The sequence below is a fragment of the Agrobacterium larrymoorei genome, from assembly GCF_030819275.1.
Lineage (GTDB): Bacteria > Pseudomonadota > Alphaproteobacteria > Rhizobiales > Rhizobiaceae > Agrobacterium > Agrobacterium larrymoorei_B.
The window spans coordinates 1609642-1622132 of the sequence record NZ_JAUTBL010000001.1; the positions used below are offsets into that span (position 1 = coordinate 1609642).

At 58.0% G+C, this 12491-nt stretch carries 12 protein-coding genes; 7 read left to right on the forward strand and 5 right to left on the reverse strand.

Annotated elements, in window-relative coordinates; genetic code table 11:
• Positions 1–164: 164 nt before the first annotated feature.
• A complete protein-coding gene (locus tag QE408_RS07340) occupies positions 165–2321 on the reverse strand; it encodes an alpha-glucosidase (RefSeq protein ID WP_306929743.1) in 2157 nt (718 codons plus the stop codon).
• Positions 2245–2949: a GntR family transcriptional regulator gene (locus QE408_RS07345; RefSeq protein ID WP_306929744.1), complete on the reverse strand. Its 705-nt coding sequence runs from the start codon at positions 2947–2949 to the stop codon at positions 2245–2247. The genes QE408_RS07340 and QE408_RS07345 overlap by 77 nt, the downstream gene beginning before the upstream one ends.
• Before the next feature lie 100 nt (positions 2950–3049).
• On the opposite strand from QE408_RS07345, the gene QE408_RS07350 reads away from it, so the two are divergent.
• The 3 genes from QE408_RS07350 to QE408_RS07360 are packed head-to-tail and all read left to right on the forward strand — an operon-like array spanning position 3050 to position 5624.
• The gene (locus QE408_RS07350; RefSeq protein ID WP_306929745.1) at positions 3050–4207 is read left to right on the forward strand and encodes an LLM class flavin-dependent oxidoreductase; all 1158 of its coding nucleotides are present in this window, start codon (positions 3050–3052) and stop codon (positions 4205–4207) included.
• A complete protein-coding gene (locus tag QE408_RS07355) occupies positions 4207–5097 on the forward strand; it encodes an aldo/keto reductase (protein ID WP_306929746.1) in 891 nt (296 codons plus the stop codon). The genes QE408_RS07350 and QE408_RS07355 overlap by 1 nt, the downstream gene beginning before the upstream one ends.
• A complete protein-coding gene (locus QE408_RS07360; RefSeq protein WP_306929747.1) occupies positions 5097–5624 on the forward strand; it encodes a flavin reductase family protein in 528 nt (175 codons plus the stop codon). The genes QE408_RS07355 and QE408_RS07360 overlap by 1 nt, the downstream gene beginning before the upstream one ends.
• Positions 5625–5636: 12 nt before the next feature.
• Here the strand turns inward: QE408_RS07360 and QE408_RS07365 are convergent, their stop codons facing one another.
• Complete coding sequence (locus QE408_RS07365; protein ID WP_306929748.1) at positions 5637–5831, reverse strand: hypothetical protein; 195 nt, start codon at positions 5829–5831, stop codon at positions 5637–5639.
• A 387-nt stretch (positions 5832–6218) separates the two neighbouring features.
• Here QE408_RS07365 and QE408_RS07370 point away from each other — a divergent pair, with 387 nt between their 5' ends.
• Positions 6219–6986 carry an AAA family ATPase gene (locus tag QE408_RS07370; RefSeq protein ID WP_306929749.1) on the forward strand — a complete coding sequence of 256 codons (768 nt, stop codon included), beginning with the start codon at positions 6219–6221 and terminating at the stop codon, positions 6984–6986.
• Positions 6987–7072: 86 nt separating this feature from the next.
• On the opposite strand, the gene QE408_RS07375 is transcribed toward QE408_RS07370, so the two are convergent.
• On the reverse strand, positions 7073–7828 hold the full coding sequence (locus tag QE408_RS07375) for a GntR family transcriptional regulator (protein ID WP_306929750.1): 756 nt from the start codon (positions 7826–7828) through the stop codon (positions 7073–7075).
• Positions 7829–7988: 160 nt separating this feature from the next.
• Between QE408_RS07375 and QE408_RS07380 the strand changes: the two genes are divergently transcribed.
• Together QE408_RS07380 and QE408_RS07385 are read left to right on the forward strand one after the other, a co-directional pair.
• Complete coding sequence (locus QE408_RS07380) at positions 7989–9191, forward strand: mandelate racemase/muconate lactonizing enzyme family protein (protein WP_306929751.1); 1203 nt, start codon at positions 7989–7991, stop codon at positions 9189–9191.
• Positions 9192–9202: 11 nt separating this feature from the next.
• Positions 9203–9973, forward strand: coding sequence for an SDR family oxidoreductase (locus tag QE408_RS07385; protein WP_306929752.1), 771 nt, complete (start codon positions 9203–9205; stop codon positions 9971–9973).
• 20 nt (positions 9974–9993) lie between these two features.
• Here the strand turns inward: QE408_RS07385 and QE408_RS07390 are convergent, their stop codons facing one another.
• The gene (locus tag QE408_RS07390) at positions 9994–10917 is read right to left on the reverse strand and encodes a MurR/RpiR family transcriptional regulator (protein ID WP_306929753.1); all 924 of its coding nucleotides are present in this window, start codon (positions 10915–10917) and stop codon (positions 9994–9996) included.
• Between the two features lie 99 nt (positions 10918–11016).
• Here QE408_RS07390 and QE408_RS07395 point away from each other — a divergent pair, with 99 nt between their 5' ends.
• On the forward strand, positions 11017–12381 hold the full coding sequence (locus QE408_RS07395) for an MFS transporter (protein WP_306929754.1): 1365 nt from the start codon (positions 11017–11019) through the stop codon (positions 12379–12381).
• The last annotated feature ends 110 nt before the right edge of the window (positions 12382–12491 follow it).

A 12491-nucleotide genomic window follows, 5' to 3' on the forward strand; every position in this document is an offset into this window, starting at 1 on the left:
GATGCAATGCGTATTCACTGACCCACTTCGACATGATTTGTGCTTGATTGCGGCAGGGCACATTTGAATACTGCCGTCGATTGAAAAGGTCTCTGGCGATGAAACGCGAGTGGCGAGCTCCGCTCATATAGGACCAGGCCCTATGACATTGCGACGTCCTGCGTTCAGATCTGCTGAAGGCTGGCAAACAGGTCGGCGTTTTGGGAGCCCTTGCGATAGAAAACAGGTGGTTGGCCGAGTGGTGCGTCGACTGTTATCTCCTGACCGCCATCATACCTCAAGCCGGTCCAGATATGCACCCACTCGGTGTTGCGTGGCAGGTAGGTAGTGCGCTCGCTCTGCCCCGCTTGCCAGACTGGTGCGACGAGAAGGTCTTCTCCATAGAGATAGGCGTCTTGAATGTCGTAGGTTTTGCGGTCGTCCTCGTGGTGCAGAAAAAGCGGACGTTGGACGGGGAGGCCGGTTTCTGCGGCTTGCCTGGAGAAAGTCTTCAGGTAGGCGCCGAGGTGGACGTAGATCGCCGTCATGCGGGCAAAGTGCGCGAGCACCGTTTCGTCCTGGTCGATCTGTAGATTGTCGCGCGGGCGGTTGCCTTCGTGGGTGCGCATGACGGGGGTGAAAGCGGCCATTTCGGCCCAACGCATCAATAGTTCTGGCGTGCGGACATTGCCGAAGAGGCTGGTATAGCCGCCGATGTCGGAGTGGTGATAGGCATTGCCGAGCAGGCCGGAGGAAAGCGCGCCGGACATGACCGTGACGAGGCCGTCATGCCTGGTGAAATCCACCGACTGGTCTCCGCCCCACAGCAACGGGCAATGCGCCTGGACCCCGGTGAAACCTGCGCGCATGAAGAACAATGCATCGCCCGTCTTACCGCGACTTGCGACAGCCTTTGCGTTGACCTCTGCCCAGATCGTCGGCCAGGCATTGTGCATCAGCTTGGCATCGACGCCGTTGGAAAGATGAATGTCGATTGGCAGGTATTCGCCGAAATCCGCCATCCAGCCGGAGAGGCCGTAATCCAGCATGTTCTGGCCGATGATCGTTTCCGCAAACCAGTCCATTGCTTCGGGGTTCGTAAAATCCACCACACCACAATCGAATTCGCCGAAATCGACAAGTGCGGTTTCGCCGGCGTCGTTCTTGGCAAAATAACCCTTCGCCTCCGCTTCCGGAAAGAAGGAGCCATCGACGCAGAGATAGGGGTTCACATAGCCTAAGAAACGGATGTCGTTATCGGCAAGCTCAGCAATTTTCTGTCGAAGTGCCGGATAGCGTTCCTCGTTCGCCTTCCAGTCCCAAAAGAGGCGCGCGCCGAAAGAGGTGTGGCGCAGGCCCACCCAGTCTTCGCACCACAGCCCGGAGACCTTCACGCCGGCCGCCTGGATTTTATCGAGCCTGTCAAAAGACTGCTCGCCATCCTTCAGACCGATGATCGCGCCATTATAGATCCAGTCCGGCAGTTCCGGCTGACGACCGAAGCGAAGCGAAAGTTGTCCTACGAGTGCTTTGAAACTATCCGCTGCAAAGAATTCTAGACGGTCCGGCACGGCCCAGGCCTCGATCTCGTGAAAACCCTCCCGGCGGAAGTCAAAGACAGAATAGGCCGTCGTTTCCATATGCAGCGCGTAGCGACGCGAGGAGACATAGGTCGGTTGTGGGTAGTTGGTGTGATAGTAGTCGCCGCCCGCCTTGCTCGTCACATCGGCCTTGAAAGTCAATTCCGTGGTCTTGTCGCGGCCGACACCCGGTTCTGATGTCCAGAGCGGAAACTTGCGGCCGCGCATGTTGAAGTAGGACATCTGCTCGCCGCCGCCCCAGATGCATTCATCCTTTTCGGCGACCACGCGCAGCCAGAAGCGGTTAATCGAAGGGTCGAGCGCTTCGATCCCGACGCTGTCGCCTACGATGCTTAACCGAAGCCTGGGCGGCTGGCCGCTCGCAGTGGACAACGCGATGCGATCGCCTTCGAACTCTGCGTGAGTGAGTGCTACGCGCTCCACCACGTAATCTTCGATATCGAAATTGCCGCGATACATATCCATGCGCTCTTCGCCCTTGCCGACGAAGACGCATGGAGCGTCCACCGAGTGGCGGAGAACTGTGCTTGCGTTGATGGCCAGTTCGAAGCCGTCGGCTGTCTTTTGGAAATGCATGCTAACTCTCTCTTCGTGAAGCGCCGATCTGCTTGAAAACGTCCATCGTGGATGGTGGTGATCGCTGGGCGCGCTGCATTTTGGCTCACTATCGCAACCGGCTGACATATCGAGCAACGGTATGGTCGTACCATGTGTGCGATACCTCGGCCTTTTGTCCGTCATGGGAGTGGCTGATGCGCAGCACGTGGGGGAGGGGATCACCGGTGGCGGGGCGAAAAGCGGCGGGTTTCCAGTCCGGAACTTTGTCGAGGTCGATATAGTCTTCCGCCTTGGCGATCCACAGATTGAGTTGCGTGCGGTAGTAAAGGTAGAGCGACTCGGACAAGTCTTCCGCCACGATCGAATCGACGTAGGAACCATCGAGCCAGATCTCTTCGATGGCGGCGACCTTGCCCCCGATCCGACGCAGGCGGCGAATGCGGTGACCCTCGGGGGAGGTGCCAAAGGAGGGGAGTGTCGGATCTTTGGTCTCACGATGGACGCTCAAAACCTCCGCCGTTGGCAGGCCGCCACCTTCGATTAGCTCCAACCGGAACAGAGCGTAGACGCTCTGCGGGTCGTTGATGGCGCGGATATAGTTGCCCGATCCCTGAATGCGCTCCAGCAGCCCACGGTTCTCCAGTTCGGCCAGCGTTTTGCGTAACGTGCCAACGGCAATGCCGAGATCTTTTGCCATGTCTCTCTCGGGAGGCAGTTTCTCGCCATCGATCAAGCGGCCCGCCGCAACATCGCGCACCACTGTCTCCACGATCTGCAGGTACATGGGCAGACTTCCCTTGGAGCTCCTCATTTTTAGCGCCATTCCTTCGCCGCATGAAATTGATACACTATTGATTTACATTATCGTGGCTGATAGTCAAATAGGCGTTGGATGCTTTGGGAGGATTTTCATGACCGTTGTGCCCGTAACCTCAGCTGGCCTTGACGCTGCGGAGGTGTCCTGGTTTTCGGCTCTTTGCTCCGATGACTATGCGTTTCTTGGCGTTCCGGATGGCCGGCTGCGTTCGAGCTGGGATCATTGCTCCTCCATCGTCAAAAAGGCTGAAGAGCTTGGCTTTCGCAACATTCTTTGCCCGTCCTCCTATCAGGTCGGCCAGGATACGCTGAGTTTCGTTGCCGGGTGCGCGCCGATCACTGAGAACATCAACTTCCTGGCCGCAATCCGCTGTGGCGAGATGCAGCCCATCATGCTGGCGCGTACCGTCGCGACGCTCGATCATATGCTCAAAGGCCGGCTAACGCTGAACGTCATCAGTTCGGATTTTCCAGGTGAGGTCGCCGACAGCGCCTATCGCTACAAGCGCAGCCACGAGGTGGTCGAAATCCTGCGTCAGGCATGGACGCGTGATGAAATCAATCATGACGGCGAAATCTACCAGTTCAAGAATGTCACGACCGAACCCGCGCGCCCCTATCAGCAGAATGGTGGGCCATTGCTCTATTTCGGCGGCTATTCGCCGGATGCGCTGGAGCTCTGTGGTGCCCAATGCGACGTTTATCTGATGTGGCCCGAGGTCAAGGAGCAACTGGCCGAGCGCATGCGCGCGGTGCATGCGCGTGCCAAAGCCCATGGCCGCACACTCGATTACGGTCTGCGCGTGCATATGATCGTCCGCGACACGGAAGCCGAAGCGCGTGACTATGCCGACCATCTCGTCTCGAAGCTTGATGACAACTATGGAGGTCAGATCCGTGCCCGAGCACATGATAGCGTCTCGCTCGGCGTCGCTCATCAGACGAAAGCCCGCGAACAGGCCGACCAGTTCGGCTATACCGAGCCGCACTTATGGACCGGTGTCGGGCGTGCGCGTTCGGGCTGCGGTGCGGCGCTTGTGGGCTCCACCGATCAGGTCCTGACGAAGCTTGAGGATTATCAGAAGATGGGTATTCGCGCCTTCATCTTCTCCGGCTATCCGCATCTTGACGAGGCCGAGCACTTCGGCCGTAAGGTTTTGCCTGAGATGAAGACCTGCTCGCTGCCGCATGCGCATGGGCGGGTTCCGGCAGAAACCCCTGCAACACCCCTTGGCAATGGAGAGCGCCACTAATGCAACGCATCGATATCACATCCGGGCTTTCCTTCAGCCGCATCGTTTACGGCATGTGGCGGATCGGCGAAGACGCCGACACATCGCCGCGCCATGTGCAGGCGAAGATCGAGGCGTGCCTCGAACAGGGCATCACCACCATAGACCAGGCCGATATTTATGGCGGCTACACGGCGGAATCCATCCTCGGCAATGCCCTTCGACAGGCGCCGTCGCTGCGCGACAGAATTGAGATCGTCACAAAATGCGGCATCGTTGCTCCCGTTGGTCGCCATTCGGCTGCCCGCGTCAAGCATTACGACACGAGCGCAAAGCATATCAACGCGTCCGTCGAAGCCTCGTTGCGTGACATGAATACGGACCGTATCGATCTCCTTCTTATCCACCGTCCCGACCCGATGCTGGATCCGGAAGAGACTGGCGAAACGCTGGATGCGTTAGTGGCATCCGGCAAGGTCAGAAGTGTCGGCGTATCGAATTTCCGTCCCTGGGATTTTTCACTGCTGCAATCCAACATGACGGAAGAGCTGTTGACCAACCAGATCGAAATCAGCCTTGCCGCAACCTCTGCCTTCACCAATGGCGATCTCGCCTATCTGCAGGAGCGCGCCCTTCCGGTGATGGCCTGGTCTCCGCTCGGCGGGGGATCACTAATGGGGAAGGAAGGCCCGCTTTCCGATGCACTGGAGCGGATCGCTAGGGAGAATGATGTCGATGCGGCAGCTGTTGCCGTCGCCTGGCTTCTGGCACACCCGGCGAAGATCCTGCCGGTGATGGGAACCAACAATCTGGCGCGTATCGCCACCATTTCCAGTGCCGAGACGGTCGAGATGGATCGGCAGACATGGTTTGAGCTTTACACGCTGGCAAATGGTCGTGAGGTGCCCTGATGACATCGACGAGTAGCGCGAATGCGCAACATGAACATCGCTTTGTTCCTGACGCGACAACATCGCGGAGCTTCCGCAATGCGCTTGGAAACTTTCCGACGGGCGTGACTGTTGTCACAGCAACCACGCCAAGCGGCCCCACAGGCATGACGGTCAACAGCTTCTCATCCGTCTCGCTTGATCCGCCGCTGGTGCTCTGGTCTCCAGCAAAGACCTCAACCCGCCACGACGTCTTCATCGGCGCGACGAATTTCGCCGTCCATGTTCTAGATGCGGAGCAGGATGCGCTTTGCTCGCGCTTCACACGCGGCGGGCGTGGCTTTGAGGAACTGGACTGGGAGCGAAATGCGGAAGGCGTACCGATCATTCCGGGGACGCTCAGCCGCTTCGAATGCGCACAAGCTTCGGTTCATGATGCAGGCGACCATTCGATCATTATCGGACGGGTCCTCCGCGCAGCCCACCGCGAAGGCGATCCTTTGTGCTTCGCCCGAGGCGCCTTTGGACGCTTCACTGTGAACGCGTGATGCAGTCAGCGCTTAGCCGTTAAACAGCGCCAAGACTGCCGAGATCACCGTCGCGCCACCGATCGGCGCAACGAGCGCTAACATTGCGTTGAAGACCAACACCCAGATCAGCACCTTCTGCTCGCGCTCGGAAAGCTGCCGATACTCCGGCTTGCGTTGCGGCGGTTCGGGTTGCTGTCGATAGTAGCCTTGCAGATCACGATACATGCCGTTTTCCTCGCGTGGGTCCTGACAAGTATACTGCTAAGAGTGTCTTTTGGATCATGCAATTTGCAAAGCCTCCTATCACCACCGATCGATCATTCGATCTCCTGCGTGTCAGAGTGGGCAACGAGCAGCAGGCGACCCTATCTGCCCTTCTCGAAGAACTGCTGGCACTACAGGGAAGATCAACGTCTGAACCGCGACGATAAGCTTTCATTGCGGCGATTTTCCACAACCCGCCTGGCAAACAGGACGGAAGTCTCCATTCAAGAGGAAATATGATAGACGGCCGTGTCGAGCGTGGGTCCAGCCATGGTGTTTCGGCCCTAATTACTCGAACTGCACCGGTCGTTCAGAGTTGAAAAACCGGCCAATACCGCCCAAGATAAGATGATGCGCAAGACCCGACTGACCAATCTTCCCGCGCCTTATCTCAAGCGTCTCTCGGTCAAGGATGACGCAACGCTGGGCGATCAGTATCCATTCAATCTGCCTTGGTTCGACAAGGACTTCGTCCTTGATTTCGGCACGCCATTGACGATCATCGTGGGCGAAAACGGGACGGGAAAGTCTACTCTCATTGAAGCGGTCGCCGCCCTGTGTGGCTTTGACGAGGCTGGCGGGGGCAAGGGGTACATGCCTGTCGATCATTCTCGGGCGGTCGATCGCAGCGGCGCGTTGCTTGGCGCTGCACTCCGAGGGGCATGGTTGCCAAAGGTGACAACCGGCTGGTTCTTCCGCGCTGAATCCTTTTTTTCGGTGGCGCGCTACCTCGATGAAGCCGCGCGCGACGCCTCTGCTGCGCCTCCAGACTTTTTGTCCTGGAGCCATGGCGAGGGCTTCGTCCGTTTCTTTGAAGAGCGGATGTCGAGGCAGGGATTGTATCTTCTGGATGAGCCCGAAAGCGCGCTGTCTCCCAATCGCCAGCTGGAATTGCTGCGGCTGCTTCACCGCGTTCAGCAATCAGCCAGCGCCCAGATTCTCATGGCGACACATTCCCCGATCCTAATGGCGGTTCCGGGCGCGCGGCTTCTGGAGATCACGCGTGGCGGCCTCGTGGAGACGAGGCTGGAAGAGACGAGACACTTCAAGCTCTATCGTGACTTCGCAAGCGATCCGGGCGACTTCATCCAGCGGGCGTTGAGTGAGGAAATCTAAGGCCGAAGTCATGGACAGCTAGTGTCCTAACATTATCTGGCGCCCATGTTAGATCCTGGCGAATGTGGCTTGCGGCGACATCTTCATCAGGTCTTGAAGATCGGCTCGATGCTGCAATCCAGAAGCCGTGGATCAATGCCCGCCTCCATCTCCACGAACATGGAATCGACAAAGCCGATCAACGTGTCGGTGGCGCCAAGTGCCGCCTCAAGATGCCTGTTGGCAACGGCGTTCAACACCGACAGATGACAGTCGACTGTAGTCGAAAGGTCGGCCTTTCCGTCCGTGACCGTGTGATGGATGAAACCGATGCGGCGGTAGATCGTGTGCAGCGGTCGCAACGTGTGCTCCAGAAACGGTTCATTCGCAGCAGCGAGCAAAAGTTGATCGATCCTACGATCAAGTACATTGAAATCGGTGAGCGTCATATCATTCCGGCGTTCACGCAGAGCATGTTCGATATGCAGCATCTGGTTGCGGTGGGACAGACTCGCACGGTCGATCGCCAGGCGCACGACGAAGCGCTCCATGTCGCGGCGCAGCTTTAGAAGCAGGCGTTCCCGCGCAAGATCAATCGGCATCACCTTTACACCATGACGCGGCAGAACCGTCAGCAGCGTATCGGTTGCCAATCGGCTGACCGCGTTGTGAACGGGCGTTCGTCCAAGACCTGTCGCGTTTTGCAACTCTTGCAAAGTCAGTTGCTGACCGGGCTTCAGTTCGCAATTGATCAGTAATTCCTCGATCTTCTCATAGGCTAGCTCAAAGAAGTTGATCCTGTTGGCGCGCTTCGGCCTGACATCTTTCGTGACGAGCGTGGGCTTTGCCTGCTTGCGTACCATCTTTCCCTATTCTCCAGCCGGAGCAAAACGTTATGCTGGTTATACCTAAAACATGTTGTGATATTTTACCAGCAAGGATACGACTGCTGGCTAGAGGCGGCTTGGAGGGTTGCCACCATCATGCTGATGATCGTGGAACGACGTTGCAGGGGAGGAATACATGAAGATTACGTCTATTGAGACATTAAGAACGGAAGAGTTCGCGAACGTTCTTTGGGTCCGCGTTCACACCGATGCCGGACCGATTGGTCTCGGGGAGACCTTCTACGGCGCAGGTTCGGTCGAGGCTCATATTCATGACGTGCTTGCGAGCCGACTGTTAGGGCGTGATCCACTGCGGATTGAGGCGCACGCGCGTGAAATGGTCAACCTGCCGATGGCGCAGGCGTCTACCGGCGCGGAATACCGCGCGGCCTCGGCGATCGACCTTGCTCTATGGGATATTTTCGGGAAGGTGTGCGACCAGCCGGTCCATCAGATGCTGGGCGGTCTGTGCCACGATCGCATCCCCGTCTACAATACCTGCGCGGGTTACGGCTATGTTCGTTCCAACAAGATCAGGCCAGTCGATACCTGGAATTTCCGCGACGATGCGGAAGGCCCCTACGAGGATCTAAAAGGCTTCATGACCGACGCGGGGGCGCTCGCCGAAAATCTGCTGGAGCAAGGTATTTCGGCGATGAAGATCTGGCCTTTCGATCCAGCCGCGATCGAGAATGACGGTCGCTATATCACCGCTGAGCAGTTCCGCGCCGCCATCAAACCTTTCGAGCAAATCCGCAAGCAGGTCGGCGATCAGATGCGGATTATGGTGGAGTTTCACAGCCTGTGGAACCTGCCGACCATCAAGAGGATCGCTCGCGAGTTGGAAGCATTCGAGCCGACGTGGTACGAAGACCCGATCCGGATGAACTCCGTCTCGGCGCTTTCGGAGCTTGCTGCCTCGACGAGCGTTCCTATCTGCGCCTCCGAAACGCTCGGCTCGCGCTTCCCCTATAAGGACATGCTGGAATCTGGCGCCATCGGCATCGTCATGACCGATCTGGTCTGGACCGGCGGGTTGACCGAAGGCCGCAAGATTGCGGCGCTGGCGGATACCTATCACCGGCCCTATGCCCCGCATGACTGTACAGGTCCGGTTGCCTATGCCGCAGCCGTCCATTCATCTTTCTCCCAGACCAACACGATGATTCAGGAATCGGTCCGGGCTTTTTACACAGGCTGGTATAAAGAGCTTGTCACCCATGTCCCGGTGATCGAAAACGGGTTCATCTTGCCCATGGATGGGCCAGGCCTCGGCACTGAATTGCTGCCGCAGGTTTTTGAACGGTCGGACCTGACGGTTCGCCGTAGCATGCTTTGAGGGAGAAAATGATGAGCAACCAGTCTATTTTTGATCTTACGGGTCGCACCGCACTCGTCACCGGCTCGTCGCGCGGTCTGGGGCGCGCCATGGCCGAAGGCCTCGCCGTCGCTGGTGCCCGCGTCCTCATCAATGGCACAGACCCGTCTCGCGTCGCAGAGACTGTGGAAGAGTTTCGCAGCGCGGGGCACGAGGCTCAGGCTGCGTCCTTCAACGTCACGTCGGAAGAGGAGGTAAAGGCGGCCTTCGAAAGCCTGGATGCCGCGGGGATTGCAGTCGATATTCTCGTGAACAATGCCGGTATTCAGTATCGCAAGCCAATGGTCGAGCTGGACACCGCCGATTGGCAGCGGGTGATCGACACCAACCTCACAAGCGCCTTCGTCATTGGTCGCGAGGCAGCAAAGCGTATGATCGCGCGCGGATATGGAAAGATCGTCAATATCGGCTCGCTGACCAGCGAACTTGCCCGTGCGACCGTGGCACCCTATACGGTCGCCAAGGGCGGCATCAAGATGCTGACCCGGGCCATGGCGGCGGAGTGGGCGCAGCACGGTATTCAGGCCAATGCGATCGGCCCGGGCTACATGCTGACCGACATGAATGAGGCTCTGATCAGCAATCCTGAATTCGATGCCTGGGTGAAGGGGCGCACGCCGTCGAAACGTTGGGGCAAGCCGGAAGAGCTGATTGGCACCGCCGTCTTCCTGTCCTCATCGGCCTCGGACTATGTGAATGGTCAGATCATCTATGTCGATGGCGGAATGCTTGCGGTTCTCTAGCGGCGTCGTGGGGTCACGGTTCAAAGCTGATCAAAAGGCTTTCCCGCCATCGGCGCCGTTTTGGTAAAAAGCAGATCCTGCTCTTGCCATTGCTCCTCGAAATCAGCGATGGACCGAGCGCTCATTTCCGGGTTGAGCGCGCCCAGTTCTGCAGAGATGGCCTCCGCAAGCCCGATGCCGGGAACGACTGTAGCGTAAAAAGAGGTGCTTTCCGCAGGGGCTAGCAGCAGGTAATCGGCATTTTTTGCCAGTGCATCCACGGCAGCATCGGTAATCACGCAGGTGGTTGCGCCCTTGGCCTTGGCCTGGGCGGCTGCCCTGATCGCGGAATTATAGAGGCGCCAGAAGGTGAAGATGATGACGACATCGTTTTCCTTCACGTCACCCAGAGCATTGGCGATCATCACTCCGTCCGTTGCCAGTTCCATGCGATATCCACAGAGCGTGGCGTGGTGTGCGAGGATGTTGGCAATCGATGCAAAACTGCCTGATCCGAGAACGATTCGGCGTTTTGCGCTTGCAATAAGTTTTGCAATCTCCTTGACGGAGTTGCGGTCAGTACGCCGGCGCAACGCCGTCAGCTGCTCGATTTGCCGGTTCATGGCCGCATCGAACGGGCGCTCGTTGCCGGTTTCCTGCTGATGGACGACGCTGACCTCAGGTGCTGAAAGCTTGCTCATAAACCGCGTGCGGATTTCCTGCCGAAGCTCCGGCCATCCCGAAAAACCAAGGCTTTGCGCGGTTCTGGTGATCGTCGCAACGTTGACGTCAGCCTTTTGGGCAAGCTCGGAGGCGGATGCAAAAGAAGCATGCCGCGGATCGTTGATCACGGCTTGCACCACTTCATGAGCGGCGGGTGTCAGAGAAAATTTCTCATCGAGATGACGCAGCCAGTCCTCAAGTGTTCCTGCAAAATCACCTGCAGCGTTTTTTGCATATTGCATTCACAAATCTTCCTGTGCAAAAAATGTTGCGCGACAAAACGACGCGCACACCATCCGCAAAGCGGCGGAGGTGACACACTATAATGATGGGGACTGCGAATGTATAATACTGCTGCAAGACTGGAGAGGCTGCCTGTCGGGCGCTTTCAATACAAGCTGCTCATGATGGGCGGGCTGGGCTACATGTTCGAGGCGTGGGATGCGGGCATTATCGCCTTCCTGTTGCCGGCGCTGCGCGCGCAGTGGCAACTGACCAGCCTTCAGGTTGGCTATCTCGCCAGCAGTACCTATGTCGGCTTCCTCATTGGCGCTCTCATTGCTGGAGCGATCGGCGACCGATATGGACGTAAGAACGTCATGCTTTGGGCGCTCGTCCTGTTTTGCCTCGCAAGTCTCGCGGGCGCTGCCGTCAATGATTGGCATCAGTTCTTTGCGTTGCGTGTGGTCGGCGGCATCGGCATGGGCGCCGAGGCGGCGATCATCGCGCCGTTCCTTTCCGAATTTGTCGGCGCAAAGTATCGCGGACGCTTCACGGCCTCGCTTGCAGCTTTCTTCTCTTTCGGCTTCGTTATCTCGGCCGTTCTCGGATATCTGCTGGTTCCCGCCTCAGATGATGGCTGGCGCTATGCGTTGATCGTGACAGCGATGCCGGTCGTAGTGGTTTTGTGGTGGCGCCGTGGCTTGACGGAATCGCCGCGCTGGCTGGAAAGCCAAGGTCGCCATCAGGAAGCTAACGACATCGTCACCGGCATCGAGAAGCAGTATGAGGCCCGCGGCGTTGTTCTACCCGCGCCAACACCGGCAGCGCAGGTCTCTGCAACGCCCAATACCTCGCTGATGGCAAACTTCAAGGCGCTGCTGTCGCCGCGCTTCCTGCGTATCACCATCATGACGTGGCTTCTCTGGGTGTCGGTAACCTTCAGCATTTACGCCTTCATGACATGGATTCCGAGCCTGCTCGTGGAGCGCGGCATGACCATGACGAAAAGCTTCTCCTTCTCGATCCTGATCTATGCGGCGCAAATCCCCGGCTACTTCACTGCCGCCTGGTTCTGCGAGAAGATTGGCCGTCCCTATACCATCGTGCTCTACATGGCGCTGGCCGCTGTTTCGGCTCTCTCGCTGGCTTTTGCGACCGGTGACACGCAGGTCATCGCGCTTGCCATGACGCTGTCCTTCTTCATCAATGGCGTCGCGGCTGGAGAATACGCCTATACGCCGGAAGTGTTTCCGACGCGCATCCGTGCGACCGGCGTGGGTACCGCCTCTGCCATCGGCCGTATCGGCGGGATTGCAGCACCAATCCTTGTGGGTGCCGTCTATCCGATCGGCGGTTTCGCTGGCGTGTTCGGCATGACGACCGTTATCTTGTTCATCGGCGCCATGTCCGTTCTCTTCCTCGGCATTCCGACAAAGAACCGGTCGCTCGAGGAAATCGAGGCGGAAGAGTTTGCCGCGCGCTGAGGCGTAGATCGAAGGAGCTAGGGCGTCCTTTGTGCGTCCAATAGGACGCACGGCGCTCCAGGCGCATCAGGGAGCGGCAATGGCTGCTCCCTCATCAGCAAAAAGGATCA

What these genes read in the sequence shown, in the direction of transcription:
- QE408_RS07340 (WP_306929743.1), bottom strand. Translation starts at nt 2,321, where the DNA reads ATGACGGACAAAAGGCCGAGGTATCGCACACATGGTACGACCATACCG.
- QE408_RS07370 (WP_306929749.1), top strand. Translation starts at nt 6,219, where the DNA reads ATGATGCGCAAGACCCGACTGACCAATCTTCCCGCGCCTTATCTCAAG.
- QE408_RS07350 (WP_306929745.1), top strand. Translation starts at nt 3,050, where the DNA reads ATGACCGTTGTGCCCGTAACCTCAGCTGGCCTTGACGCTGCGGAGGTG.
- QE408_RS07375 (WP_306929750.1), bottom strand. Translation starts at nt 7,828, where the DNA reads ATGGTACGCAAGCAGGCAAAGCCCACGCTCGTCACGAAAGATGTCAGG.
- QE408_RS07355 (WP_306929746.1), top strand. Translation starts at nt 4,207, where the DNA reads ATGCAACGCATCGATATCACATCCGGGCTTTCCTTCAGCCGCATCGTT.
- QE408_RS07390 (WP_306929753.1), bottom strand. Translation starts at nt 10,917, where the DNA reads ATGCAATATGCAAAAAACGCTGCAGGTGATTTTGCAGGAACACTTGAG.
- QE408_RS07385 (WP_306929752.1), top strand. Translation starts at nt 9,203, where the DNA reads ATGAGCAACCAGTCTATTTTTGATCTTACGGGTCGCACCGCACTCGTC.
- QE408_RS07345 (WP_306929744.1), bottom strand. Translation starts at nt 2,949, where the DNA reads ATGAGGAGCTCCAAGGGAAGTCTGCCCATGTACCTGCAGATCGTGGAG.
- QE408_RS07395 (WP_306929754.1), top strand. Translation starts at nt 11,017, where the DNA reads ATGTATAATACTGCTGCAAGACTGGAGAGGCTGCCTGTCGGGCGCTTT.
- QE408_RS07360 (WP_306929747.1), top strand. Translation starts at nt 5,097, where the DNA reads ATGACATCGACGAGTAGCGCGAATGCGCAACATGAACATCGCTTTGTT.
- QE408_RS07380 (WP_306929751.1), top strand. Translation starts at nt 7,989, where the DNA reads ATGAAGATTACGTCTATTGAGACATTAAGAACGGAAGAGTTCGCGAAC.
- QE408_RS07365 (WP_306929748.1), bottom strand. Translation starts at nt 5,831, where the DNA reads ATGTATCGTGATCTGCAAGGCTACTATCGACAGCAACCCGAACCGCCG.